General features: G+C 59.4%; 25 protein-coding genes. 16 read left to right on the top strand and 9 right to left on the bottom strand.

The genetic code is table 11. The features are described 5' to 3' along the window. Position 1 precedes the first annotated feature (1 nt). The 10 genes from amaB (at position 2) to ASD95_RS21120 (ending at position 11,075) form a co-directional block, all read left to right on the top strand. The gene (gene amaB, locus ASD95_RS21165) at positions 2-1,492 is read left to right on the top strand and encodes an L-piperidine-6-carboxylate dehydrogenase (RefSeq protein ID WP_056725425.1); all 1,491 of its coding nucleotides are present in this window, start codon (positions 2-4) and stop codon (positions 1,490-1,492) included. Between the two features lie 144 nt (positions 1,493-1,636). Further along, on the top strand, positions 1,637-2,920 hold the full coding sequence (gene amaA, locus ASD95_RS21160; RefSeq protein ID WP_056725423.1) for an L-pipecolate oxidase: 1,284 nt from the start codon (positions 1,637-1,639) through the stop codon (positions 2,918-2,920). A gap of 362 nt (positions 2,921-3,282) precedes the next feature. Next, complete coding sequence (locus ASD95_RS21155) at positions 3,283-4,416, top strand: ABC transporter substrate-binding protein (protein ID WP_056725421.1); 1,134 nt, start codon at positions 3,283-3,285, stop codon at positions 4,414-4,416. Between the two features lie 237 nt (positions 4,417-4,653). Next, entirely contained in the window at positions 4,654-5,568 is a 915-nt protein-coding gene (locus ASD95_RS21150; protein WP_008048116.1) for an ABC transporter permease subunit, read from the top strand. A 3-nt stretch (positions 5,569-5,571) separates the two neighbouring features. Then, positions 5,572-6,855, top strand: coding sequence for a high-affinity branched-chain amino acid ABC transporter permease LivM (livM, locus tag ASD95_RS21145; protein ID WP_056725420.1), 1,284 nt, complete (start codon positions 5,572-5,574; stop codon positions 6,853-6,855). Beyond that, positions 6,852-7,727: an ATP-binding cassette domain-containing protein gene (locus ASD95_RS21140; RefSeq protein ID WP_056725418.1), complete on the top strand. Its 876-nt coding sequence runs from the start codon at positions 6,852-6,854 to the stop codon at positions 7,725-7,727. Before livM ends, ASD95_RS21140 begins: the two co-directional genes overlap by 4 nt. Beyond that, the gene (locus ASD95_RS21135; RefSeq protein ID WP_056725416.1) at positions 7,724-8,440 is read left to right on the top strand and encodes an ABC transporter ATP-binding protein; all 717 of its coding nucleotides are present in this window, start codon (positions 7,724-7,726) and stop codon (positions 8,438-8,440) included. The genes ASD95_RS21140 and ASD95_RS21135 overlap by 4 nt, the downstream gene beginning before the upstream one ends. 293 nt (positions 8,441-8,733) lie before the next feature. Beyond that, on the top strand, positions 8,734-8,982 hold the full coding sequence (locus tag ASD95_RS21130) for a hypothetical protein (RefSeq protein ID WP_056725415.1): 249 nt from the start codon (positions 8,734-8,736) through the stop codon (positions 8,980-8,982). Positions 8,983-9,279: 297 nt separating this feature from the next. Further along, positions 9,280-10,041: an SDR family oxidoreductase gene (locus ASD95_RS21125; RefSeq protein ID WP_056725413.1), complete on the top strand. Its 762-nt coding sequence runs from the start codon at positions 9,280-9,282 to the stop codon at positions 10,039-10,041. Positions 10,042-10,169: 128 nt separating this feature from the next. Continuing rightward, positions 10,170-11,075 (top strand): cation diffusion facilitator family transporter, encoded by a 906-nt coding sequence (locus tag ASD95_RS21120; RefSeq protein WP_056725411.1) that lies wholly within the window; start codon positions 10,170-10,172, stop codon positions 11,073-11,075. A 23-nt stretch (positions 11,076-11,098) separates the two neighbouring features. Here ASD95_RS21120 and ASD95_RS21115 read toward each other — a convergent pair whose 3' ends face one another. The 7 genes from ASD95_RS21115 to ASD95_RS21085 all read right to left on the bottom strand — a co-directional run bounded on the left by ASD95_RS21115 (position 11,099) and on the right by ASD95_RS21085 (position 16,126). Then, positions 11,099-12,232 (bottom strand): AGE family epimerase/isomerase, encoded by a 1,134-nt coding sequence (locus ASD95_RS21115; protein WP_056725393.1) that lies wholly within the window; start codon positions 12,230-12,232, stop codon positions 11,099-11,101. A 166-nt stretch (positions 12,233-12,398) separates the two neighbouring features. After that, positions 12,399-12,971, bottom strand: a complete 573-nt coding sequence (locus tag ASD95_RS21110; protein WP_056725392.1) for a HupE/UreJ family protein — start codon at positions 12,969-12,971, stop codon at positions 12,399-12,401. Positions 12,972-13,000: 29 nt separating this feature from the next. Then, positions 13,001-13,615 (bottom strand): urease accessory protein UreG, encoded by a 615-nt coding sequence (gene ureG / locus ASD95_RS21105; protein ID WP_046039876.1) that lies wholly within the window; start codon positions 13,613-13,615, stop codon positions 13,001-13,003. Positions 13,616-13,637: 22 nt separating this feature from the next. Then, complete coding sequence (locus tag ASD95_RS21100; protein ID WP_056725391.1) at positions 13,638-14,312, bottom strand: urease accessory protein UreF; 675 nt, start codon at positions 14,310-14,312, stop codon at positions 13,638-13,640. Further along, positions 14,309-14,809, bottom strand: a complete 501-nt coding sequence (gene ureE, locus ASD95_RS21095) for an urease accessory protein UreE (RefSeq protein ID WP_056725390.1) — start codon at positions 14,807-14,809, stop codon at positions 14,309-14,311. Before ureE ends, ASD95_RS21100 begins: the two co-directional genes overlap by 4 nt. A 209-nt stretch (positions 14,810-15,018) precedes the next feature. Beyond that, positions 15,019-15,651, bottom strand: coding sequence for a TetR family transcriptional regulator (locus ASD95_RS21090; protein WP_056725389.1), 633 nt, complete (start codon positions 15,649-15,651; stop codon positions 15,019-15,021). Between the two features lie 172 nt (positions 15,652-15,823). Next, entirely contained in the window at positions 15,824-16,126 is a 303-nt protein-coding gene (locus tag ASD95_RS21085) for a hypothetical protein (RefSeq protein WP_056725388.1), read from the bottom strand. A gap of 388 nt (positions 16,127-16,514) precedes the next feature. Between ASD95_RS21085 and ASD95_RS21080 the strand changes: the two genes are divergently transcribed. The 3 genes from ASD95_RS21080 (at position 16,515) to ASD95_RS21070 (ending at position 20,356) form a co-directional block, all read left to right on the top strand. Then, positions 16,515-18,584 (top strand): AsmA family protein, encoded by a 2,070-nt coding sequence (locus ASD95_RS21080; protein WP_056725386.1) that lies wholly within the window; start codon positions 16,515-16,517, stop codon positions 18,582-18,584. A 225-nt stretch (positions 18,585-18,809) separates the two neighbouring features. Continuing rightward, on the top strand, positions 18,810-19,592 hold the full coding sequence (locus ASD95_RS21075; protein WP_056725385.1) for a hypothetical protein: 783 nt from the start codon (positions 18,810-18,812) through the stop codon (positions 19,590-19,592). Positions 19,593-19,660: 68 nt separating this feature from the next. Continuing rightward, positions 19,661-20,356, top strand: coding sequence for a hypothetical protein (locus ASD95_RS21070; RefSeq protein WP_056725384.1), 696 nt, complete (start codon positions 19,661-19,663; stop codon positions 20,354-20,356). Between the two features lie 99 nt (positions 20,357-20,455). Here ASD95_RS21070 and ASD95_RS21065 read toward each other — a convergent pair whose 3' ends face one another. After that, on the bottom strand, positions 20,456-21,358 hold the full coding sequence (locus tag ASD95_RS21065) for a LysR substrate-binding domain-containing protein (protein ID WP_056725383.1): 903 nt from the start codon (positions 21,356-21,358) through the stop codon (positions 20,456-20,458). A 121-nt stretch (positions 21,359-21,479) separates the two neighbouring features. On the opposite strand from ASD95_RS21065, the gene ASD95_RS21060 reads away from it, so the two are divergent. The 3 genes from ASD95_RS21060 to ASD95_RS21050 all read left to right on the top strand — a co-directional run bounded on the left by ASD95_RS21060 (position 21,480) and on the right by ASD95_RS21050 (position 23,422). After that, positions 21,480-22,118 carry an FMN-dependent NADH-azoreductase gene (locus ASD95_RS21060; RefSeq protein ID WP_056725382.1) on the top strand — a complete coding sequence of 213 codons (639 nt, stop codon included), beginning with the start codon at positions 21,480-21,482 and terminating at the stop codon, positions 22,116-22,118. Next, positions 22,119-22,424, top strand: coding sequence for a DMT family transporter (locus ASD95_RS21055; RefSeq protein ID WP_056725381.1), 306 nt, complete (start codon positions 22,119-22,121; stop codon positions 22,422-22,424). It abuts the gene before it with no gap. A 107-nt stretch (positions 22,425-22,531) separates the two neighbouring features. Beyond that, positions 22,532-23,422, top strand: a complete 891-nt coding sequence (locus ASD95_RS21050; RefSeq protein WP_056725379.1) for an esterase/lipase family protein — start codon at positions 22,532-22,534, stop codon at positions 23,420-23,422. 144 nt (positions 23,423-23,566) lie between these two features. Here ASD95_RS21050 and ASD95_RS21045 read toward each other — a convergent pair whose 3' ends face one another. Next, complete coding sequence (locus tag ASD95_RS21045; protein WP_056725378.1) at positions 23,567-24,442, bottom strand: DMT family transporter; 876 nt, start codon at positions 24,440-24,442, stop codon at positions 23,567-23,569. Between the last annotated feature and the right edge of the window lie 13 nt (positions 24,443-24,455).

Genomic DNA, 24,455 nt, shown 5'->3' with positions numbered 1-24,455 from the left:
CATGGTTGCCGCATTGCTTGATCGTCTAGGTGTGAACCCGGCCCTGTACCAGAACGGCAAAGTGCCGGTGCATTCGCCGATCGATGGCAGCACGATTGCCGCCGTGAACTGGGAGGGCGCTGCTGAAGTCGAGCAGCACATCAGTCGCGCGGATCATGCGTTCGAACTGTGGCGCAAGGTCCCGGCGCCGCGCCGTGGCGAGCTGGTACGGCAACTGGGTGACATCCTGCGCGAATACAAGGCCGACCTCGGCGAGCTGGTGTCCTGGGAAGCCGGCAAGATCACCCAGGAAGGCCTGGGTGAAGTTCAGGAAATGATCGACATCTGCGACTTCGCCGTCGGCCTGTCACGCCAGTTGTACGGTTTGACCATCGCCTCCGAGCGTCCTGGCCACCACATGCGCGAAACCTGGCATCCGCTGGGCGTTGTCGGGGTGATCAGTGCATTCAACTTCCCGGTCGCGGTATGGGCCTGGAACGCCACGCTGGCGCTGGTCTGCGGCAACCCGGTGATCTGGAAACCGTCGGAAAAGACCCCGCTGACCGCACTGGCTTGCCAGGCGCTGTTCGATCGCGTGCTGAAGAACTTCAGCGATGCCCCACCGTACCTGAGCCAAGTGATCATTGGCGGTCGCGATGCCGGCGAAGCCCTGGTCGATGATCCGCGTGTCGCGCTGGTCAGCGCCACCGGCAGCACCCGCATGGGCCGTGAAGTGGCACCGAAAATCGCCGCACGTTTCGCCCGCAGCATCCTGGAACTGGGCGGCAACAACGCAATGATCCTCGGTCCAAGCGCCGACCTGGACATGGCCGTTCGCGCGATCCTGTTCAGCGCCGTCGGCACCGCCGGTCAGCGCTGCACCACCCTGCGTCGCCTGATCGCCCATGAGTCGGTGAAAGAGGAAATCGTCACCCGCCTGAAAGCGGCGTACTCGAAAGTGCGTATCGGCCATCCGCTGGAAGGAAACCTGATCGGCCCGCTGATCGACAAGCAAAGTTTCGACAACATGCAGGATGCGCTGGAGCAGGCCTTGAGCGAAGGCGGCCGGGTGTTTGGCGGTGAGCGTCAGCTGCAAGACAAGTTCCCGAATGCCTACTACGTTTCACCGGCCATCGTCGAAATGCCCGAGCAGAGCGATGTGGTGTGCCACGAAACCTTCGCCCCGATCCTGTACGTGGTCGGTTACAGCGACTTCCAGGAAGCCCTGCGCCTGAACAACGCCGTGCCACAAGGCCTGTCCTCGTGCATCTTCACCACCGACGTGCGTGAAGCCGAGCAGTTCATGTCGGCGGTGGGCAGTGACTGCGGCATCGCCAACGTCAACATCGGCCCGAGCGGCGCGGAAATCGGCGGCGCGTTCGGTGGCGAGAAAGAAACCGGCGGCGGTCGTGAGTCCGGCTCCGATGCATGGCGCGGCTACATGCGCCGCCAGACCAACACCGTGAACTATTCGCTGGAGTTGCCGTTGGCGCAGGGCATCACCTTCGATTAAGTATTGATTGTGAAGCTGGAAAGATCGCAGCCTTCGGCAGCTCCTACGGGACTGTGGCTGGCTGCGATTTTGTAGGAGCTGCCGCAGGCTGCGATCTTTTGGCGGCGACAACGAGGTGGGTTAGGTTTCTGTTGGAGTCTGGCAATGCCGTTACGCGAAGAGTGTCTGTGGGAAAAACTGACGCCGCAAAGGCCGGACAATTCGGCCCTCAAGGGTGAGGTTTCAGTAGATGTCTGCGTCATCGGCGCCGGATTTACCGGTTTGTCGGCGGCGGTGCATCTGCTGGAGCAGGGCAAGTCCGTTTGTGTGCTGGAGGCCCATCGTGCCGGCCATGGTGGTTCGGGGCGCAACGTCGGGCTGGTCAATGCCGGGATGTGGATTCCCCCGGACGAGATCGAAGCCGGGTTTGGCGAGGCGGTCGGCAGCCAGCTCAACCGCATGCTGGGGGCGGCGCCTTCCCTGGTGTTCAGCCTTGTGGACAAGTACAACATCGATTGCCAGTTGCGCCGCGAAGGCACGCTGCACATGGCGCACAACGCCCGTGGCGAAGCCGACTTGCGCAGTCGTGAAGAACAATGGAAACGACGCGGTGCGCCGGTGGAATTGCTCACCGGCCAGGCCTGCGAACAAGCCACCGGCACGAAAAAGATCGCCGCCGCGCTGCTCGATCGCCGCGCCGGCACGCTCAACCCGATGGCCTACACCACGGGGCTGGCCAAGGCGGCCATCGGCCTGGGCGGTCAATTATTCGATCATTCCCCGGTCACCCGACTCGAGCGTCAGGGCCAACGCTGGTCTGTGCAAACCGCCCAAGGCTCGGTCATGGCCGAGAAAGTGGTGATTGCCTCCAATGCCTACACCGAGGGCGACTGGACGGAACTGCGGCGCAATTTCTTCCCCGGTTATTACTATCAGGTGGCCTCGGCCCCGCTGACCGAAGAGGCCGCCCGGCAAATTCTGCCCGGAGGACAGGGTTCCTGGGACACCCGACAGGTGCTCAGCAGTATCCGTCGAGACAAGGACGGTCGCCTGCTGCTTGGCAGCCTGGGTAATGGCAATCAGAAACCGGCCTGGTTCCTCAAGGCCTGGGCCGACCGGGTGCAGCAACATTACTTCCCTTACCTGAAACCGGTGGAATGGGAGTGCACCTGGACCGGTTGCATCGCCTTTACCCCCGATCATTTGATGCGCCTGTTCGAACCGGCGCCCGGTTTAGTGGCAGTCACCGGTTACAACGGCCGGGGCGTGACCACGGGAACAGTGGTCGGCAAGGCCTTTGCCGATTACCTGTGTAACGGAAATCCTCAAGCGCTTCCGATTCCTTTCGCGCCCATGCAGCCATTGGCCGGGGTAGGGTTGCGCAGCTGTCTGTATGAGGCGGGATTCTCGCTGTATCACGCAGGCCAGTGCCTGCGGATCGTGATCTGAAGGTTGTTTTTTGCAGTGGGGAGCGGCGCTTTTTCGATCTGCGGCTAGCCTGTAGTGGTGCGGGTTGTAGCAGTCTCGCACCAGCAGTGTGCACTTCGGTGACGCACGTTGTTACAGGCTGGTTGCACGTCGTTTAAAGCCGCGGTTGCAATGATGGCGCAGTCGGGTTGCGCCTCAAAAAAATAATGGTACTACCTTCAGCGGTTTAGACGGTTGCACGCCCAATGAAAATGGGATCGAAACAGTCGAAATAACAAGAAAGCAGCGACTTTTTTCAGAATAAAAAACCGATGGCACGGCCCTTGCTCTGAGCATTCAGTGAAGTCGCAGTGCCAATTAAAAAAACCATGGAGCACCACCTCATGTCCCAGACGTTTTACAAGAAAGGTTTTCTGGCCCTCGCAGTGGCAACTGCGCTGGGTGTTTCTGCGTTTGCTCAGGCTGACATCAAGATCGGCGTAGCGGGACCCATGACTGGCGCCAACGCGGCATTTGGCGAACAGTACATGAAGGGTGCACAGGCCGCGGCCGATGCGGTCAACGCGGCGGGCGGGGTCAACGGGGAAAAAATCGTACTGGTCAAGGGCGATGACGCCTGCGAACCGAAACAGGCTGTGACGGTCGCCAAAGACCTGACCAACCAGAAAGTCGCCGGCGTGGTCGGTCACTTCTGCTCCTCGTCGACCATCCCGGCTTCCGAGATCTACGACGAAGCGGGCATCATCGCAATCACTCCAGGCTCCACCAACCCCGCCGTTACCGAACGCGGCCTGAGCGCCATGTTCCGTATGTGCGGGCGTGACGACCAGCAAGGCATCGTGGCCGGCGACTACATCGTCGACGTGCTCAAGGGCAAGAAAGTGGTCGTGCTGCACGACAAGGACACCTACGGCCAGGGCCTGGCGGATGCCACCAAGGCTCAGCTGGTCAAGCGCGGCGTAACGCCTGTGCTGTATGAAGGCCTGACCCGTGGCGAGAAAGATTTCAGCACCATCGTGACCAAGATTCGCGGCGCCGGCGCTGACGTCGTCTACTTCGGTGGCCTGCACCCGGAAGCCGGTCCTCTGGTGCGTCAACTGCGTGAGCAGGGTCTGAAAGACGTCAAGTTCATGTCCGACGACGGCATCGTGACCGACGAACTGGTGACCACCGCTGGCGGTCCGCAATTCGTTGACGGGGTGCTGATGACCTTCGGCGCCGACCCACGCCTGCTGCCAGACAGCAAGACCGTGGTAGACGCCTTCCGCAAGGCCGGTACCGAGCCTGAAGGCTACACCCTGTACGCCTACGCTTCGGTCCAGGCCCTGGCAGCAGCCTTCAACGGCGCGAAGTCCAACAAGGGCGAAGAAGCGGCTGCATGGCTGAAGAAGAACCCGGTCAAGACCGTCATGGGCGAGAAGACCTGGGACAGCAAGGGCGACCTGAAAATCTCCGACTACGTGGTTTACCAGTGGGACAAGGATGGCAAATACCACCAGCTGGAAAAACAGAAGTAAGGGCTGACTCGATCAACTGACCCACAGTTCTCCTGTGGGAGCGAGCTTGCTCGCGATTACGGACTGACAGGCGACAACTTTGTTGAATGTTCAACCGCTATCGCAGGCAAGCCAGCTCCCACAGGGTCCGTGGTGGCCTGCCTGATCGTGGCTGACATTGCTCCGACGTAAATCTGTATTTTCCTTAGAAGAACCGCACAGCCACATGTGCAGGTTCTCATTGCGTGAGATTGCGTTATGGATGGTATTTTCCTGCAGCAACTGGTCAACGGCCTGACCCTCGGGTCGGTCTATGGCCTGATCGCCATCGGCTACACAATGGTCTATGGCATCATCGGCATGATCAACTTCGCCCACGGCGAGGTTTACATGATTTCCGCTTACCTCGCGGCAATCAGTCTGGCTCTGCTGGCTTACTTCGGTATCGAATCTTTCCCGCTGCTGATGCTTGGCACACTGATCTTCACCATCGTCGTCACGGCGGTGTATGGCTGGGTCATCGAGCGCGTCGCCTATAAACCCCTGCGTAACTCTACCCGACTCGCACCGCTGATCAGTGCGATCGGTATCTCCCTGATCCTGCAAAACTACGCACAGATCTCCCAGGGCGCGAAGCAACAAGGCGTTCCGACTCTGCTCTCAGGTGCCTGGCGCGTTGATATCGGTACCGGTTTCGTTCAGTTGACCTACACCAAGGTCTTCATTCTGGTCGCAGCGTTCGTCGGGATGGCCGCGCTGACCTACATCATCAAGTACACCAAGCTCGGCCGCATGTGCCGTGCAACCCAGCAAGACCGCAAGATGGCTTCGATCCTGGGGATCAACACCGATCGGGTGATTTCCTACGTGTTCATCATTGGTGCAGCGATGGCGGCCCTGGCCGGTGTGCTGATCACCATGAACTACGGCACATTCGACTTCTATGCCGGCTTCATCATCGGGATCAAGGCGTTCACCGCCGCGGTGCTCGGCGGGATTGGCTCACTGCCCGGCGCGATGCTCGGCGGGATCATTCTCGGGATTTCCGAGTCGCTGTTTTCCGGTCTGGTGAACTCGGACTACAAAGACGTTTTCAGCTTCTCGCTGCTGGTCCTCGTTCTGGTCTTTCGGCCTCAAGGCCTGCTCGGCCGTCCTCTTGTGTCGAAGGTGTAAGCGATGTCTTCAACCACTAAAAAAACCATTGATATCAAAAAAAGTCTGGTTGACGCGATTCTTGCCGGCCTCATTGCCCTGATTGTGTTCGGGCCGATTGTCGGCGTCGTTCTCGATGGCTATGGCTTCAACCTGGAAACCACCCGGGTGGCGTGGATCGTGGCGATCGTCATGGCCGGCCGCTTTGCCCTGAGCATGTTCCTGCAGACATCCAAGGGCCTGAAAATCCTCGAAGGCTTTGAAACGACAGGCTCCGGGGTGCATGTGCTCGCGCCGGACTACAAGTCGCGGTTGCGCTGGATCATCCCGCTGATGATCGTCATCGCCGTGGTGCTGCCGTTTTTCTCCAACTCCTACCTGCTGGGCGTGGTCATCCTCGGGCTGATCTACGTGCTGCTGGGGCTGGGGCTGAACATCGTGGTCGGCCTGGCCGGCCTGCTCGACCTCGGTTATGTGGCGTTCTACGCCATCGGTGCCTACGGCCTGGCGCTCGGTTATCAATACCTTGGCTTGGGTTTCTGGACGGTGTTGCCGCTGGCGGCGATTACCGCGGGGTTGGCCGGCTGCATTCTCGGCTTCCCGGTGCTGCGCCTGCACGGTGACTATCTGGCGATCGTGACACTGGGCTTCGGCGAAATCATTCGCCTGATCCTCAACAACTGGTTGTCGCTGACTGGCGGCCCGAACGGCATGCCGGCACCGCTGCCGACCTTCTTCGGCCTGGAATTCGGCAAGCGGGCCAAGGATGGCGGCGTGCCGTTCCATGAGTTCTTTGGCATCGCCTACAACCCGGATGTGAAGTACTACTTCATCTACGCGGTGCTGTTCCTGGTGGTGCTGGCCGTGCTGTACATCAAGCATCGCCTGACCCGCATGCCGGTCGGCCGCGCCTGGGAAGCCCTGCGCGAAGACGAAATCGCCTGCCGCTCCATGGGCCTGAACCACGTGCTGGTCAAGCTCTCGGCGTTCACCATTGGTGCCTCGACGGCCGGTCTGGCCGGGGTGTTCTTCGCCACCTACCAGGGCTTCGTCAATCCGACCTCGTTCACCTTCTTCGAATCGGCCCTGATCCTCGCCATCGTGGTACTGGGTGGCATGGGGTCGACCATAGGCGTGGTGATTGCCGCCTTCGTGCTGACCGTCGCCCCTGAGCTGCTGCGTGGCTTTGCCGAGTACCGAGTGCTGCTGTTCGGCATCCTGATGGTGTTGATGATGATCTGGCGACCGCGCGGCCTGATTCGGATCAGCCGTACCGGTGTGACCCCGCGTAAAGGAGTAGCGCCATGAGCGAAGTCGTACTCAGTGTAGAAAAGCTGATGATGCACTTCGGCGGCATCAAGGCGTTGAGCGATGTCAGCCTGAAAGTGCACCGCAACTCGATCTTCGCCCTGATCGGCCCAAACGGCGCCGGCAAGACCACGGTGTTCAACTGCCTGACCGGTTTCTACAAAGCTTCCGGCGGCAAGATCGAACTCAACATTCGTGGGCAACAGACCAACGTCATCAAGTTGCTGGGCGAGCCGTTCAAACCAACGGATTTCGTTTCGCCGAAATCCTTCGCCAGTCGGCTGTTCTACAAGGCATTCGGCGGCACCCACCTGGTGAACCGTGCTGGCCTGGCGCGGACCTTCCAGAACATTCGCCTGTTCAAGGAAATGTCCGTTCTGGAAAACCTGCTGGTGGCCCAGCACATGTGGGTCAACCGCAACATGCTGGCCGGCATCCTCAACACCAAGGGCTATCGCAAGGCCGAAAGCGATGCACTGGACCACGCGTTCTACTGGCTGGAAGTGGTGGACCTGGTGGACTGTGCCAACCGCCTGGCCGGTGAACTGTCCTACGGCCAGCAGCGCCGCCTGGAAATCGCCCGTGCCATGTGCACCCGACCGCAGATCATCTGCCTCGACGAACCGGCCGCCGGCCTCAACCCTCAGGAAACCGAAGCGCTGAGCGCGATGATCCGGCTGCTGCGCGACGAGCATGATCTGACGGTGGTGCTGATCGAACACGACATGGGCATGGTAATGAGTATCTCCGATCATATCGTGGTGCTGGACCACGGCATCGTCATCGCCGAGGGCGGACCCGATGCGATTCGTAACGATCCGAAAGTGATTGCGGCCTACCTGGGCGCCGATGAAGAGGAAGTGGTGCTATGAGCCAACCCATCCTCGAACTCAAGGAACTGGACGTGTTCTACGGGCCGATCCAGGCCCTTAAAGGCGTCTCGCTGCACATCAACGAAGGGGAAACCGTCAGCCTGATCGGCTCCAACGGCGCCGGCAAGTCGACTCTGCTGATGTCGATCTTCGGCCAGCCACGGGCAGCCGACGGGCAGATCCTCTATCAGGGCGTGGACATTACCCACAAGTCGTCCCACTACATCGCCTCCAACGGCATCGCGCAGTCGCCGGAAGGGCGGCGGGTGTTCCCCGACATGACCGTCGAGGAAAACCTGCTGATGGGCACCATCCCTATCGGTGACAAGTATGCCAAGGAGGACATGCAGCGCATGTTCGAGCTGTTCCCCAGGCTCGAAGAGCGGCGTACCCAGCGGGCGATGACCATGTCCGGCGGCGAGCAGCAAATGCTCGCCATCGCCCGGGCCCTGATGAGCCGGCCCAAGTTGTTGCTGCTCGATGAGCCGAGCCTGGGCCTGGCGCCGATCGTGGTGAAGCAGATCTTTGCAACGCTACGGGAACTGGCCAAGACCGGTATGACCATCTTCCTGGTGGAGCAGAACGCCAACCACGCCCTGCGGTTGTCGGACCGGGCGTATGTGATGGTCAACGGCGAAATCCGCATGACCGGCACCGGCAAGGAGTTGTTGGTCAACGAGGATGTGCGTAACGCCTATCTCGGCGGGCACTGAGTCTGCTCTGTCATGCACAAGCCCCGGCGCGCAATCGCCGGGGCTTTTTTACATCTCCAATAACCCACTAATCCCTGTGGGAGCGAGCTTGCTCGCGATAGCGGTGTGTCAGTCACCACGATGCAAGCTGTGCCCCGGTCATCGCGAGCAAGCTCGCTCCCACAGGGTTTTGGCATGCCTGCGGGAAATTGTGGAAAACAATATTCCCAAGCTCCGAAACCGCGACATAAAGCCGCTGCAAATAGTTGTTTTGTCACAGTTTTGACTTGTCCCCGTTTACTGTGGAGCCGGCTGTGAATAACGTGGGAGTAGCTGGCTGGAGGCCTTTTAAACCGTGGCTTGCAGAGGGGTGGTTGTTTTTTGATCAAGTGTTTTTGCGCAGCTTGAAGGCCGCTTTGTCAACCTTTTTGTTCCGGGCGCAAGAGCGTGAAATCGGGGTGGACAAGCCTGTGGATAAGTCTGTGACTAAACTCTGGAAAGACTCGGCTGAAGGCCGTGGTTACTGGCTTGGCGCCATCGTCGGTTTGACCCATCAGTCATGAAAATGGCCAAGGGCTACACAGCAGGCGGTCGAGGGTCAAGCGAAAAAGTTTCAAAACCCCGCGCAAAGCCTTGTGGATAGCGGCTTGCAGCTTTTCCACTTGCCCCCAAAGACTGTGGACCGGCCTGTGGATAACGTGCGCGCACATGGCTGTAGGCCGCGCTGGTCAAGGGCTTGCCGGGATTGAGCGTTTTTTGAACAGATTGAACGGTGGTTGCCGCTGTGAACAAGGCCGGGCATGCTGCCTGCTGATTTTCTATTCCAATGGCTGGCGATCAGCCGAAGCAAGGAGAACACGATGTCCAACACCCTGTTTATTACCGGCGCGACCTCCGGTTTTGGTGAAGCCTGTGCCCGTCGTTTTGCCGAGGCCGGCTGGAAACTGGTGCTGACTGGCCGTCGTGAAGAGCGCCTCAATGCACTGTGCGCCGAGCTGTCGAAGCAGACCGAAGTCCATGGCCTGGTGCTCGATGTGCGCGATCGCAAGGCCATGGAGGAGGCGATTGCCAATCTGCCGCCATCCTTTGCCAAACTGCGCGGGTTGATCAACAACGCCGGGCTGGCCCTGGGGGTTGATCCGGCGCCCAAGTGCGACCTGGACGACTGGGACACCATGGTCGATACCAACGTCAAAGGCCTGATGTACAGCACCCGTCTGCTGTTGCCGCGCCTGATTGCCCATGGTCGTGGTGCCGGTATCGTCAACCTGGGGTCCATTGCCGGCAACTACCCGTACCCGGGCAGCCACGTTTATGGCGCGACCAAGGCTTTCGTCAAGCAGTTCTCCGTGAACTTGCGCTGCGACCTGCAAGGCACGGGCGTACGGGTCAGCAACATCGAACCAGGCCTGTGCGAGAGCGAGTTCTCGCTGGTGCGTTTTGCCGGTGACCAGGAGCGCTATAACGCCACTTACGCCGGTGCCGAGCCGATTCAGCCGCAGGACATCGCCGAGACCATCTTCTGGGTGCTCAATGCCCCGGCGCACATCAACATCAACAGCCTGGAACTGATGCCGGTCAGCCAGACCTGGGCCGGGTTTGCAATCGAGCGTAAGTCTTAAGACCGCGTAACGGCCCTTCGCGGGCTTGCTCGCGAAGGGGGCGGAACTGGCAGTGCAAGACATCAGCTAGACTCCTCACCCAACAACTCCGCCACACCCGGCGGTCTAGAGGTATTAGAGGAGATCAAGTGAGTAATCGAGGCGAGCAGTCGCTGCTCAAACAATCGACCTTCCTGATGCTTGCCGTGACATTCGCCGGGATCATCACCGGGTTTGTTTCGGGCGCCCAATCCATCCTGTTCGATGGCTTCTTTTCGTTGATCGCGGCCTTCATCAAGGTCCTGATGCTGATTACCGCCCGGCTGATCGCCAAGGAAAGCAACCAGCGCTTCCAGTTCGGATCCTGGCACCTGGAGCCCATGGTGCTGGTGATCGAGGGCAGCTTCATTTTCCTGGTCGCCGTTTATGCCTTTCTCAACGGTGTGTTCGGCATCATCAGTGGTGGCCGCGAGGTCGAACTGGGGCTGGTGATTTTCTACGCGGCGTTCTTCACTGTCGTTGAGCTCATTTATTTTTTCTACGTCCGCCAACGCAATCGCACACTCAACTCATCGCTGATCCAGTTCGACAACATCAGTTGGCTGGTGGACGCGATGCTGTCGGCGGGCCTGCTGGTGAGTTTTCTCATCGCGCTGCTGCTCAAGACTCAGGGTTATGACAAGTGGGCGGTGTATGTCGACCCGATGATCCTGATCCTGCTGGCCCTGGGCATGCTCCCCCCGGCGTTCAAAATCCTCGGACCGGCCTTGCGCGATGTGCTGGGGATCGTCCCGGATCAACTGGACGACAAGGTGCGTCAGGTGATGGAGGTGGCGAAGGTCGAGCATGGTTTCGACGATTACATTTCCTACGTGCAGAAACACGGCAGGGCCTGTTTTATCGAGATTCACATCGTATTGCCGAAGGATTACTGGCTCGACGGTGTGGGGCAACTGGACAGTTTGCGCGAGGAAATTTCCGCGAAGCTTGGCGAGCCGGATGCCGCGCGATGGCTGACCATCAGCTTTACCGGCGATCGCAAGTGGATTGAGTGATTGGACTCCCCCTCGCCACAAAGTCAGCCGAGATATTGCGCCAGCCCGCGATAACAGGTCGCCAGGTGATAGGGCGTGGTCGAAGGCATGTCGCGGCGGCTGACTTCACCGTGCTCGTCACGGCATTCGTACCAGCCGCCGGCATGCAGCGAGCGCTGCTGCAAGGCTTGCAATTGACGCAGTACAGCCACTTCGCTGTCCGGACGCAGCGTCAATGCGCGCAAGTACTCGGCCTGGGCCCAGATACGCTGCGTGGCATCCCGCACGCCGCCCTGCGCTGCGAAGTCGAGCATCGCCCGCACGGCACCCGTCTGCTGATCGACGCCCGCTTGCTCGGTAAAGGCAAAAGCCCGCTCCAGATCGGCATGCAGCGTCGAATTGCGTAACAGCGCCGAGGATTCCAGCAGGAAATACCACTCGAACTGATGCCCCGGTTCAAACCAGTTATCCACAGACCCCAGCGGCTTCTCCATCAACACGCCGTGCTGCGGATCGATGAAGCGCGCGTGCATGGCTGTGCATAACTCGACGAGCGCCTGTTGCACGTCGGGGTCTTCGCGCACCGACAGGGTGGCGAGGAAAGCTTCGGCCAGGTGCATCAGCGGGTTTTGCAATGGGCCGCTGTCCAGCGACGACCAGTCGCGCTCGAGCGTGGCTTCGTACAGGCCGTCGTCCGTGGCGAAGCGCTGCGCGACCACTTCCAGCGAGGCGTTGAGCACCGACTCCACCAGCGGCTCGCGGACCTTGTCCCAATAATGGGCGCAAGCGAACAGGATGAAGGCGTGGGTGTAGAGGTCCTTGCGCTGATCCAGCGGCGCACCTTGTGCATCGACGCTGTAGAACCAACCTCCGTGCTCGGCATCGTGAAAGTGCCGCTGCATCGAGCGGAACAACGCGGCGGCACGCTCTTCGGCGCCCGGCACCTGACCGATCAGGCCGGCAAACAGATACAACTGCCGCGCACAGGCCATGGCTCGGTAGCGTTGCGCTGGCAGCGGTTGGTGTTCGGCATCCAGCGCCTCGTAGGGCAACGCCATGTCGGCGTTCCAGCCCGGACCTTGCCAGAGCGGCACGATGACGTTCAGGAAGTGCTGTTGCACCGAGGCGAACAGGGCGGTCAATTCGGGCTGAGAGGCGGAGCGGGAAACAGGCGGCATTGGCTGGCGTCGTCACGGCAGGGGCGATTGCGCGACATGTTAGCAGAGAGGCTGACTCGACGGATGCGATCCTCGTAGGAGCTGCCGCAGGCTGCGATCTTTTGATGTGGATTTTGAATGCAAGATCAAAAGATCGCAGCCTGCGGCAGCTCCTACAGGGAGGGGGTTAGCCCGCCAGCAACCACACCCCGGTCGCCGCCGAAGCCGCGCCTGCCAGTCGAACCAGTGGCGCAGCTGCTTGCGGCAACACCCGCACGACTGCATAACCCGCCGCATGCAACACCGCTGTCGCCACCACAAACCCGACGGCATAGGTCCAGGGACTCGACATGTCCGGTAGCTCAAGACCATGGGCCACGCCATGGAACAGCGCAAACAACGCAGTCGCACCCACCGCCATCACCAACGGTGGACGCACCGCCAAGGCAACCGCCAACCCCAAAGCCAACACGGAAGCGGCAATTGCGCCTTCCAGTCCCGGCAGGTTCAATCCTTCAAAACCCAACAGCCCGCCAATCAACATAGTGCCAACAAAGGCGCACGGCAGCGCCCAACGCGCAGCACCTTGCTGCTGCGCCGCCCACAGGCCGACGGCGAGCATCGCCAGCAAGTGATCGAGGCCGCCAAGCGGATGGCTGATGCCGGCGATCAAGCCGTTGTCGCCATGCCCCGGATGGGCGAAGGCGAGGGTCGGGGCCAGCAGCAGGGCCAGGGCGCCGAGAATGCGTTTGAGTGTCATGGATAAGCTTCCTTGTTGATAAGTCTTGATCAGGCCGCGGTCAGCAAACCCTGGCGTTCGATGAAGGCGATGATTTCTTCCAGGCCCAAACCGGTTTTCTGATTGCTGAACACGAACGGCTTGCCGTTGCGCATGCGCTGGGTGTCGCTGTTCATCATCTCCAGCGAAGCACCGACCAGCGGCGCCAGGTCGATCTTGTTGATCACCAGCAGGTCGGATTTGCAGATTCCCGGCCCGCCCTTGCGCGGCAGCTTGTCGCCGGCCGAGACGTCGATCACGTAGATGGTCAGGTCCGACAGTTCCGGGCTGAAGGTCGCGGAGAGGTTGTCGCCCCCAGACTCCACGAGAATCAGGTCCAGCCCCGGAAAACGTCGGTTGAGCTGATCCACGGCTTCGAGGTTGATCGAGGCGTCTTCGCGGATGGCCGTGTGCGGGCAGCCGCCGGTTTCCACGCCAATGATGCGTTCCGGCGCCAGGGCTTCGTTGCGCACCAGAAAGTCGGCGTCTTCGCGGGTGTAGATGTCGTTGGTCACGACGGCCAGGTTGTAACGCTCGCGCAGGGCCAGGCACAGGGCCAGGGTCAGGGCGGTTTTGCCGGAGCCGACCGGACCGCCGATGCCGACGCGCAGGGGTTGTGTGTTCATGTGATTCTCCAAAATAGGGGCCCTAGGAACGGAACAGACGGCTGTACTGGCGCTCGTGTGCCATACACGCCAGGGACAGGCCGAAAGCGGCGCTGCCGTAGTGATCGGGATCGATTCGGGTGGCGTTCTGTTGCGCTTGTTGAAGCAGTGGCAACAGTTCGCTGGTCAGGCGTTGGGCGGCCTGCTGACCCAGGGGCAGGGTCTTCATCAGCACGGCCAACTGATTTTCCAGCCAGCTCCAGAGCCATGCGGCCAGGGCGTCCTGCGGGCTGATCTGCCAGGCGCGTGCGGCCAAGGCCCAACCCAGGGCCAGATGCGGCTCGCTGCGTTGATCGAGGAAGGCACGGGCCGGCGCGTCGAGTTCCGGCAAGCCATTGAGCAATTGCTGCAACGAGTAGCCCATCTGCCGGCTCTCCTGATGCAGCTCGCGAGTTTCGCGACTGGCGCGATGCGCTTCACAGTTCTGCAGCAACTCGTCCCAGTTTTCCTCGCTGGCGGCCACGCAATGGGCGAGCAACAGCGGCGCTTCGAAGCGCGCCAGATTCAGCAGCAACTGATCGCTGATCCAGCGTCGCGCACTGTCGGGGTCGTGAACACGGCCGTTATCCACAGCCATTTCCAGCCCTTGGGAGTAGCTGTAGCCGCCAATCGGCAGTTGTGGACTGGCCAGGCGCAGCAGCGCCCAGGCCGGGTTCATGTGCGTACGCCGAACTGGTGCAGTTTCGGCGCGTAGTTGAAGTCTTCATCGCCGTGGCGAGAATGATGATGACCACCGCCGTAGGCGCCATGTTCCGGCTGGAACGGCGCCTCGATGTTCACGGCAACGGCACCGAGTTGTTCGAGCATGGCCTTGAGAACGTAATCGTCGAGCAGGCGCAACCAGCCGTCGCCGACCTGCAGGGCAACATGGCGATTGCCCAGGTGATAGGCCGCCCGGGTTAATTCGAAGGCACTGGCGCAGGTGACGTGCAGCAGTTGTTCGGGGCGGGCGCAAACGCGCACGATTCGCCCGTCTTCGGCTTGCAGGCATTCGCCATCATGCAATGGCGGCTGGCCGCGCTCCAAAAACAACCCGACGTCTTCGCCTTCGGCACTGAAACAGCGCAAACGGCTTTTGCTGCGGGCTTCGAACGTCAGGTGCAGTTCGGCAGCCCAGGCGGGTTGAGGGTCGATTCTGCGATGAATCACCAGCATCGGAAGGCTTCCAGCAATGGACAATGCTCAGGCTAGAGCAAGGGGCTTGCCAATCGACATGATGCGTAGGAAATGGCTGACGGAGATGTGGGATGCGCGACGATGGGGTGAGCTTTTTGGTTGAAGTTGGTGCGTTGTTTTTGATTTTTGCACCAGGTTGAAGCGATCAAGCTCAATGTGGGTTTTGGAGCAGTCTGAAACGAGGGGCGTTACTCAGTACTTCCAAGCCCTTGCCAATGCTTGAGGCCGATAAAGATGAATCGCAACTGCTGGGTGATTTTTGCCTGGGGCGTCAGGTGCTCGGGCAAGGCCTCGGTTGGCGGGTCGATGATGTCTGGCAGAGTAGCGAACACGCTCTTGACGATCAGGTCCGCCATGACGCTGAGGTCGGCGATGCCCAGATGCTGCAGTTTCGGCATCAGTGACAAATCCGCCGCCAGGTCCGAGCTGATGTTTTCACGCAAACGGCCGATGGCCTGGCGCACCGGTAGCGAACCGCCGTATTGCTCGCGTGCGAGAAACAGGAACTGCGATCGGTTGGCGCTGACTACGTCGAGAAAGATCCGCACCGAGGCATCGATGATGCCGCCCATCACGAATTCGTTGTGTCGTACCAGGCGAATGGTTTCGCGGAATGTCTGGCCGACTTCGCTGACCAGCACCAGGCCCAATTCATCCATATCGGCAAAATGCCGATAGAAACCGGTCGGTACGATCCCGGCGGTTTTCGCGACTTCGCGCAGGCTCAGGCTGCCGAATCCTCGGCCGCCATCCATCAGGCGCCTAGCAGCGTCCATCAGGGCATTACGGGTTTGTTGTTTCTGTTCGGCGCGGGGCAGCATCGCAAGGGCGTTTTCTGGACAGGGACGCGGCGCACTCTAGCAAATCGGCTTTGCCGGCGTCGAACGACTGTGGGGGATCAAGCGGGAGAAGTGCCGCATCTATCAAGCGGACCGCTGAAAAGTCAAAAGCCCAATCCGGGGATTGGGCTTTTTTTCAGGGCGGCCATGGGGCTTAGCTCACGGCGCTGTTGCGTTCGATCACACGGTCACCACCACCTTCAGCGAGGGTTTGACCTTGTGGAGTACGGTCGGAGCCATCAGCAGCGAGGGTCTGGCCTTGTGGGGTGCGATCCGAACCATCAGCGGCAAGGGTCTGGCCTTGTGGGGTACGATCGGTACCATCGGCGGCAACGGTCTGGCTGAACGCCGAGTGGTCTTGTTTCACTTGTGGGGTGGCCTGGTCAGCGGCTGGCAGGGCAAAGGCAGTGCTGGCCAGCATCGAGAGTGTAAGGCTAAGCAGTAATTGGCGTTTCATGATCGTTGTGCTCCTCGGGGGTGCGAAAAATTGGGTACGAGAGCAATGCTACTCTCGATAAATCGATATGAAAGTTCATAAACGCAATGGTAATAATCAATGGAATTGATTGTTTGCTGCGAAGGCTCTAAACCAGGCGTTTCAGGCGAGTTGTCCTGCCCCGAAATGGGTATTTTCGACTCATCTTCGACAGGCAGTAGTGCGGGGGGCGGTAACGCTGAATGACTGATTGGTCAGCTTTTGACTGGATGAATTCAGCGAAATCGGTCTTTCGATTAAACCTGCCGGGTTTTTATCAGTCGTAACTCTCATGGCGAGCCGTTTGCGGCTCACCGTTTCACATGTGCGTCGCAATCGGGACGCTCAGTCGTATCAGGAGCCCTGTGCAATGACGCGCACTCAAAAGACGTTGGTCTGGACCCTTTCCACTTTCCTTACCTTGTTGATGGTGCTGGTGCTGATCATCGTGTTTTTTGACTGGAACCGGATCAAACCGCCGCTCAATGCCAAGGTTTCCGAAGAGCTGCACCGCGCCTTCGCCATCAACGGCAATCTGTCGGTGGTCTGGCAGCCCGAGCCCGATGAAAGCGGCTGGCGCGCCTGGGTGCCGTGGCCTCATGTGGTGGCCGAAGACTTGAGCCTGGGCAATCCTGATTGGTCGAAACAACCGCAGATGGTCACCCTCAAGCGGGTGGAGCTGCGTATTTCACCCCTGGCATTGCTGGCGCAGCGGGTGGTGATCCCGCGTATCGATCTCACCGAACCCAATGCCCAACTGCAACGCCTGGCTGACGGGCGCGCCAATTGGACCTTCAAATTCGACCCGAAGGACCCGGACGCCGAGCCTTCGAACTGGGTGGTGGATATCGGTGCGATTGGCTTCGACAAGGGCCATGTCACCCTCGATGACCAGAACCTGAAGACCCAGCTCGACGTGCTGATCGATCCATTGGGCAAACCGATCCCGTTCAGCGATATCGTCGGCGACAAGGCGGCGAAAGCCGCGCAGGAAAAGGGCTCGTCACCCCAGGATTATGCGTTCGCCCTCAAGGTCAACGGCCAGTACCACGGCCAGAAACTCGCGGGCCAGGGCAAGATTGGCGGGCTGTTGGCGTTGCAGGACGCGGCACGGCCGTTTCCGCTTCAGGCACAGGTAAAGATCGCCGATTCCAGCGTTGAACTGGCCGGCACCCTGACCGATCCACTGAACCTGGGTGCCCTGGACTTGCGCCTGAAACTGGCCGGCACCAGCCTGGGCAACCTCTACCCGCTGACCGGCGTGATCCTGCCGGACACGCCACCTTATGCCACCGATGGCCACCTGATCGCCAAGTTGCACGAGGCAGGTGGTGCGGTGTTCCGCTATGAACAATTCAACGGCAAGATCGGTGAAAGCGACATCCACGGCAATCTGACCTATGTGGCCAGCCAGCCACGGCCAAAACTCAGCGGCTCGCTGCTGTCCAATCAATTGCTATTCGCTGACCTGGCGCCGCTGATTGGTGCCGACTCCAACGCCGAACAGAAGGCCCGGGGCGGTGACAGCAAACAGCCGGCGGACAAAGTGCTGCCGGTCGAAGAGTTCAAGACCGATCGTTGGCGCGATATGGATGCTGATGTCGAGTTCACCGGCAAGCGCATCGTGCACAGCGAAAAGCTGCCGTTCAACGACCTCTATACCCATCTGGTACTCACCGATGGCGTACTCAGCCTCGAACCGCTGCGTTTCGGCGTGGCCGGCGGCAAGCTGGATGCGCAGATTCGCCTGAACGGCCACGCCGATCCACTGGAGGGTCATGCCCAACTCACGGCCCGAGGCTTCAAGCTCAAGCAGTTGTTCCCCGGCTTTGAACCGATGAAAACCAGTTTCGGCGAACTCAACGGCGATGCTGATATCAGCGGGCACGGCAATTCGGTGGCCAAACTGCTGGGCAGCGCCAATGGCAATCTGAAAATGCTGATCAACGATGGCGCCATCAGTCGCGAGTTGATGGAGCTGGCGGGCCTGAACGTCGGCAACTACGTGGTCGGCAAAATCTTTGGCGACAAGGAAGTGAAGATCAACTGCGCGGCGGCCGACTTCGGTATCCAGTCCGGCCTGGCGAGTACCCGCCTGTTTGTGTTCGACACCGAGAACGCCATTGTTTACATCGATGGCACGGCGAACATGGCGACCGAACAACTGGACCTGACCATCACCCCGGAATCCAAGGGCTGGCGCCTGATTTCATTGCGCTCGCCGCTGTACGTGCGCGGCAAGTTCATCAAGCCCGATGCCGGGGTCAAGGCCGTGCCGCTGATGTTGCGCGGAGCCGGGATGGTGGCGCTGGGCGTGATCGCCGCACCGGCGGCAGGGTTGCTGGCGCTGGTGGCGCCGAGTGGGGGGGAGGCGAATCAATGCGCGCCATTGCTGGAGCAGATGAAGGCGGGCAAGGCGCCGAAGAGTGTAGAGAGATGATCTGGCGGTAAATGCTGGAAACTTGGTTGCGGACTATTTGAATTAGTCTCGGATGATCAGCTGTGTTTTTTCTGGTGCGTTTGATTTTCATATTTTTATCTTGGGGTGGGTAATGAAGTGTTATGTTTGTTTGGTGGCTATTATTCCTCAACTTTATTAAGTTTTGATCGCCAGTCACAAGGCTGGTCTTGCAAGTGATATTTATTTTTAAATATGGAGATTTATATGAGTATTATATTGCCGAGCTTTGAAGAGAGTCAGGCGTTTTTTGAAGGGGCAAAGCTTGCAACACAAAGTGTTAGATTTGCTCGTGCTCAGGTCATTACTCAGTCGGAGGAAGTGGGCGTAAAAGAGCAAGATGTACTGGTCGGCAAAGAAAGCCCTACGATTATCGGATTTACAGATAATCTCGATGAAGATAAAAAACAAGCAGCGGCAGACAGTATTCATTATGCGGAGCGCTATGCTGACGGCAATTCAGATATTAAGTTGACGCCAATTGACTGGCATGAGAAGTATCGTGAGGCCATGAAGCATTGTGGTTGGACATTGATCAATAATAAGTATGAGGATCATGTCAGTAAGCAGGTTAATGTTACGATGGACGTTATTGTCATGGACATTATAAAAACTGTTGCCGGAAGGAATGCACCAGCGATGCTGAAATTGCTGGATGGAGTCCTGGGCAAGGTGAAAGATGAAGAGCAACTGATCACTTTGTTTGATAATAATAGCAAGAGCGGAAAAAACGCGGAGTTCAGAATTGTACCCTGCTTGCAATCCGAGGGCGGTACCGCTATCACCGCTTACCTAGCTGTCGATTGTGAGCTCAAGACGCAGCAGGGCGGCGCCTGGTTTTGGACGTGGAAGCTTTCGGAATTAAAAATGAAGAAAGTAGCTACCATGGTTGAACTCAATATGCGGGTGCATGAGCGCAATAGAGACCTCATATATGCGGCGCTTGATAAGAGTTCGGAAGATTTCTTTGCGGGCGCCAAGCTTGGATAAGTGAAAGGCTGCACGCGGGTTACTGAAAAGGCAACCCGCGTCGGCTTACTGCTCTACGGAGGTTGTTAATGAATAAGGATATTGTTTTTTTGGTCGCGGGGGATCCGTTGTCTATTTCAACCGATATTCCAGCTTTTTGGAGGAAGGAGGCTCTGAATTCGTTGCTTTACTCTCGCCTGTATGCGAATTCGAAGGTTGACAGGTTTGTTGCTCCTGATCAGTGGTATAAAGATTTTTCAAATGCAATGGAAAAAGTTAAGTGGAGGCGTGAAGCATATAAGAGTTATAGCTTTGAGCCGGAGGTTGGCGCGGTTGTTGTGCTGCAAGATTTGGTTGGTGCAAGACTTGGCAGTCTCTTTGGCTTGAGTCAAGCTCCGCAGTTTGAGCGCTTGATGGCTTCTGTTGAAGATTCGCTCAATACGGAAGTGGTGGGTGCGAAACTTAGGCAGCGTGCGGTGGTGAGTGCGCCGGGAGAGAAAGATTCAGTTATTTCAACTATTGCGTTGCAGTTGAGTTTTGTGGGGGCGGGGCCGGCTGTTTATTCGGCGTTTGTTCATTTTGGAACGATTGAAGACGTTGAGGTTGATTTTATCAATCAGCGATTTGTGGGCGAGCATATTGTCGGTAAGGTCAGTATTGACGTCTCGAAGCAACTGCTGAACAAGGCGGGATATGAAAAAGACCGGATGCTGGACCAGATACTGAGTAAACTCCCTGATTCAACGGACAAGTATGTTTTTGACATTACTTCACAACGTATTTGATGCCGATAGCCAGTCACTGGAAAATCCGGCAGGGTCTGCTGCGTGCGGCCTGTTTGCAAGTGTTGCCCACGTTTGGCAGTGGTCCCTGCGGGGCAGCACTCATTGCAAGGGATGCCCTGACAAACGCGCCTCTTCTGCGAGCCATTGAAAAAACGCCCGAACCGGCGGGTGTCGCTCACGCCCCGGCACGCACAACGCGCTGTAGCCGGCACCGTCGACCTGAATTTCGCCTCGATAAGCGACCAACAACCCACTGGCCACGCTTTCCGACACCAGAATATTGCTCGCCAGCACCAGACCTTGCCCGGCAATCGCCGCTTGTAGGGCGTAGTGCTCTTCGTCGTATTCACGCACGGCGGGCGGGCCACTCAGCCAGGTTTCGCCGGAGCGGGCGCACCAGGCTTCCCAGCCATGGGCATAGAGTTTGGAGTTGTGCCAGCGCACGCTGATCAGCGTGGGGGGGCGACTCGACGCCAGGGCCACTTGTTCGGGCGAACCGTAGACACCGAAGGATTCATCGAACAGGCACTGGCCGTACAGGTTGGGGTAATCATCGAGGCTGTAGCGCAGCACCAGATCGACACTGGCGTCCTGATGCAGATCGATGACCTCGCAGTGGGTATCGAGGCGCACGTTGATGTTCGGGTGACGGGCGTAGAAGCGTCCAAGCCGTGGCACCAGCCACAGGGCGGCGAAGGCGGCGGTGGTGGAAACTGTCAGGTTGGCGCCGCTGCGTTGTGGGCGCAGGGTATCGACACTTTGCGCCACTTCGAGGAAAGCACCGTGCAGGCTCTGGAACAGCCGTTCGCCGCATTCGGTCAGGCGTACCTGGCGTGGCAGGCGCTCGAACAACGGCACACCGAGCCAGCTTTCCAGGGAGCGGATCTGGTGTGACACCGCCGTCGGGGTGACGGACAGTTCTTCGGCGGCAGCCTTGAAGCTCAACAGGCGTGAGGCGGATTCGAAGGCCCGCAGGGCGGTCAACGGCAATGAGGCAAACATTCAACACTCCATGGATGAAATAGATTCATCCAGACTGATTTCTTCTCATTTGAACGAGGACGTTGGTCAGCTTCAAGCTGCAAGCCACAAGCCGTTTGAGTTTAGTCCTGAGGAGAGACAGATGAGTAGAATTCTTGCTGTTCACGCCAGTCCCCGTGGTGAGCGTTCGCACTCCCGGCGTTTGGCCGAAGTGTTTCTAGCGGCCTGGCAGGCCCGTCATCCACACTCACAGTTGACCCGACGCGAAGTCGGTCGGACGTTGATACCGCCGGTCAACGAGGCATTCGTGGCTGCCGCGTTTTACCCCGAGCCCGACGCTCGGCCGCTGTCGATGCAGGCTGACCTGGCCCTCAGTGACGAACTGGTTGGCGAACTGCTTGGCCACGATGTGTTGCTGATATCCACACCGATGCACAACTTCAGCGTACCCAGCGGTCTCAAGGCCTGGATCGATCAGATCGTGCGGGTCGGGGTGACCTTCGATCACAGCCTGGACAATGGCGTGGCTCAGTACGAGCCGTTGGTACAGGGTAAAAAGGCCCTGATCATCACCAGCCGTGGCGGCTTCGGTTTTGGCCCGGGTGGCGAGCTCGAAGCCATGAACCATGCCGATACGCTACTGCGTACGGTGCTCGGATTCATCGGCATCACGGACGTCACCGTGGTGGCTGCCGAGGGCGAAGAGTCCACCGAGCGCAGCTTTGAAATATCTGCCGCCGAGGCTGAGCAGCGTCTGTTGGCGCTGGCCGGGGAGTTCTAGGTGGCCTGGCTGTTTCTGCTGGTCGCCGCCGGGTTCGAAGTCACCTTCGCCATGGGCATGAAGTACGCCGAGGGCTTCACCCGTCTCTGGCCTTCGCTGATCACCGTGGTCGCCGCTGTGGGCGGGATCTACTTCCTGACTCTTGCCATGCGCGAGTTGCCGGTGAGCATCGCATACCCGATCTGGACCGCCATCGGTTCGCTGGGCACGGTGTTTCTCGGTTTCGCGCTGCTGGGTGAAAGCCTGAGCGTGATCAAGCTGGTCTCGGTCGGGCTGATCGTGGCGGGCGTGGTGGGGTTGAAGTAGGGCCGATGACATAGACTTGTCGTCGAGTTGTCATCTTCGCAGGCTTAGCTTGGCGGATGTCTTGCATCCCGCCTTGCATCAACACCCGACCACAAGGATGTCCACCCATGTCGCAAGGTTCTGCCCCGCGCTACCCGCTGGTGTTGGTCCCGGGAATGCTCGGGTTCATCCGGTTGGTGCTTTATCCGTACTGGTACGGGATCGTCGAGGCGTTGCGCCGTGGTGGTGCGGTGGTGTTCGCGGTGCAGGTCTCGCCGCTCAATTCGAACGAAGTGCGCGGCGAGCAATTGCTGGTGCGTATCGACGAAATCCTGCGGGAAACCGGAGCCGCCAAGGTCAACCTGATCGGCCATAGCCAGGGCTCGCTGACCGCCCGTTATGCAGCGGCAAAGCGTCCTGACCTGATCGCTTCGGTGACCTCGGTGGCGGGGCCGAACCACGGTTCGGAGCTCGCCGATTACCTGCACGAGCATTATCCCCATGACAGCGTCCGTGGTCGTCTGCTGAGCGTTTTGCTACGGATGATCGGGGTGCTGATGGGCTGGCTGGATATCGGTTACCGCGGGCCGAAGCTGCCGGTGGATATCCATGCGTCTCATCACTCCCTCACCAGTGCTGGCGTGGCGCTGTTCAACCAGCGTTATCCACAGGGCTTGCCTGACACCTGGGGCGGTCACGGGCCGGAACAGGTCAACGGCGTGCGCTATTACTCCTGGTCCGGCACCTTGCAACTGGGCATTACCGATCGCGGGCGCAATCTGTTGGACGGCACCAACCGCACTTGCCGGCTGTTCGCTAAAACCTTCGTCCGCGAAGCCGGGCATTGCGACGGCATGGTCGGGCGCTACAGCTCGCACCTGGGCACGGTGATTGGCGATGAGTATCCGCTGGATCACTTCGATATCGTCAACCAGTCGCTGGGGCTGGTGGGCAAGGGGGCCGAACCGATCCGGCTGTTTGTCGAGCATGCGGCGCGGCTGGCGGCGGCAGGCGTCTAGACCGCCTGTGGCGAGGGAGCTTGCTCCCGTTCGACCGCGCAGCGGTCGCAAATCGATCATTGAGTCTTGGGTGAATGAATAGGGGCTGCTGCGCAGCCCAACGGGACGGTGCGGCGATCCGACAAGCTCCCTCGCCACAAAAAGCTAGGCGCGACCCAATACCGTCGTCCATCGCTCGGAAACAATCACTCCACCCAAGGTCAATACCCCGCCCACCAGGTGATACAGCGCCAGTTGTTCATGCAGCACCACCGCCGCAATCAGGGCGGTAATCAGCGGCAGCAAATTGAAGAACTGTGTGGTCCGGCTCGGTCCCAAACGCACCACGGCCTGCATCCACGCCAGCGGCGCGACCATCGATGCCAGCAGGCAGGCGTACAGCACCAGCGGAATGTTCTGCAGGGTCGGGCCAACTTTCGGTGAGGCGATGAACAATGGAAACAGCACCACCACGGCCACCAGCACCTGCAGATACAAGAGCACCAGCGGCGGCAGTTTCAGTTGCCATTTTTTCAACAGGGTGCTGTAGACCGCATAGGCCAGGGTGGCGATCAGCATCATCGCGTCGCCCAGGTTGACCCCGTGTTCCAGCAATGTGCCAAGGCTTCCGGACGACACCACCACCAGGACACCGGCAAACGACAGTACCGCACCGGCCAGGGCGCCCATGGTCAGGCGCTGGCCGAGACTGATGATCGCCATGGCGAGCGACATCAGCGGCATCAGCGACAGGATGATGCCCATGTTGGTGGCCGAGGTCAGGCTCGCGGCGAAGTACGCCAGGCTTTGATAGACCGCCATGCCGAGAACACCGAGGACAAAGATCTTGCCCAGCTTTGGGCGGATCAGTGGCCAATGGGCGAGCACCGGTTTGAGCATGAAGGGCGTGAACAGCAACCCGGCCAGCAGCCAGCGGTAGAAACCGATCTCGGCGGGGAAGATCGCCCCGGCCGACATTTTGGTGATCACGGTGTTGCCGGCCCAGATAAAAATGGCCAGCAGGGGATAAGCGTATTGCATCGGGAAAAACCAG

Source organism: Pseudomonas sp. Root71, assembly GCF_001429045.1.
GTDB classification, from domain to species: Bacteria; Pseudomonadota; Gammaproteobacteria; order Pseudomonadales; family Pseudomonadaceae; genus Aquipseudomonas; species Aquipseudomonas monachiensis.
The sequence above is the reverse complement of the archived record's forward strand: the minus strand, read 5'-3'. Positions and strand labels throughout refer to the sequence as shown.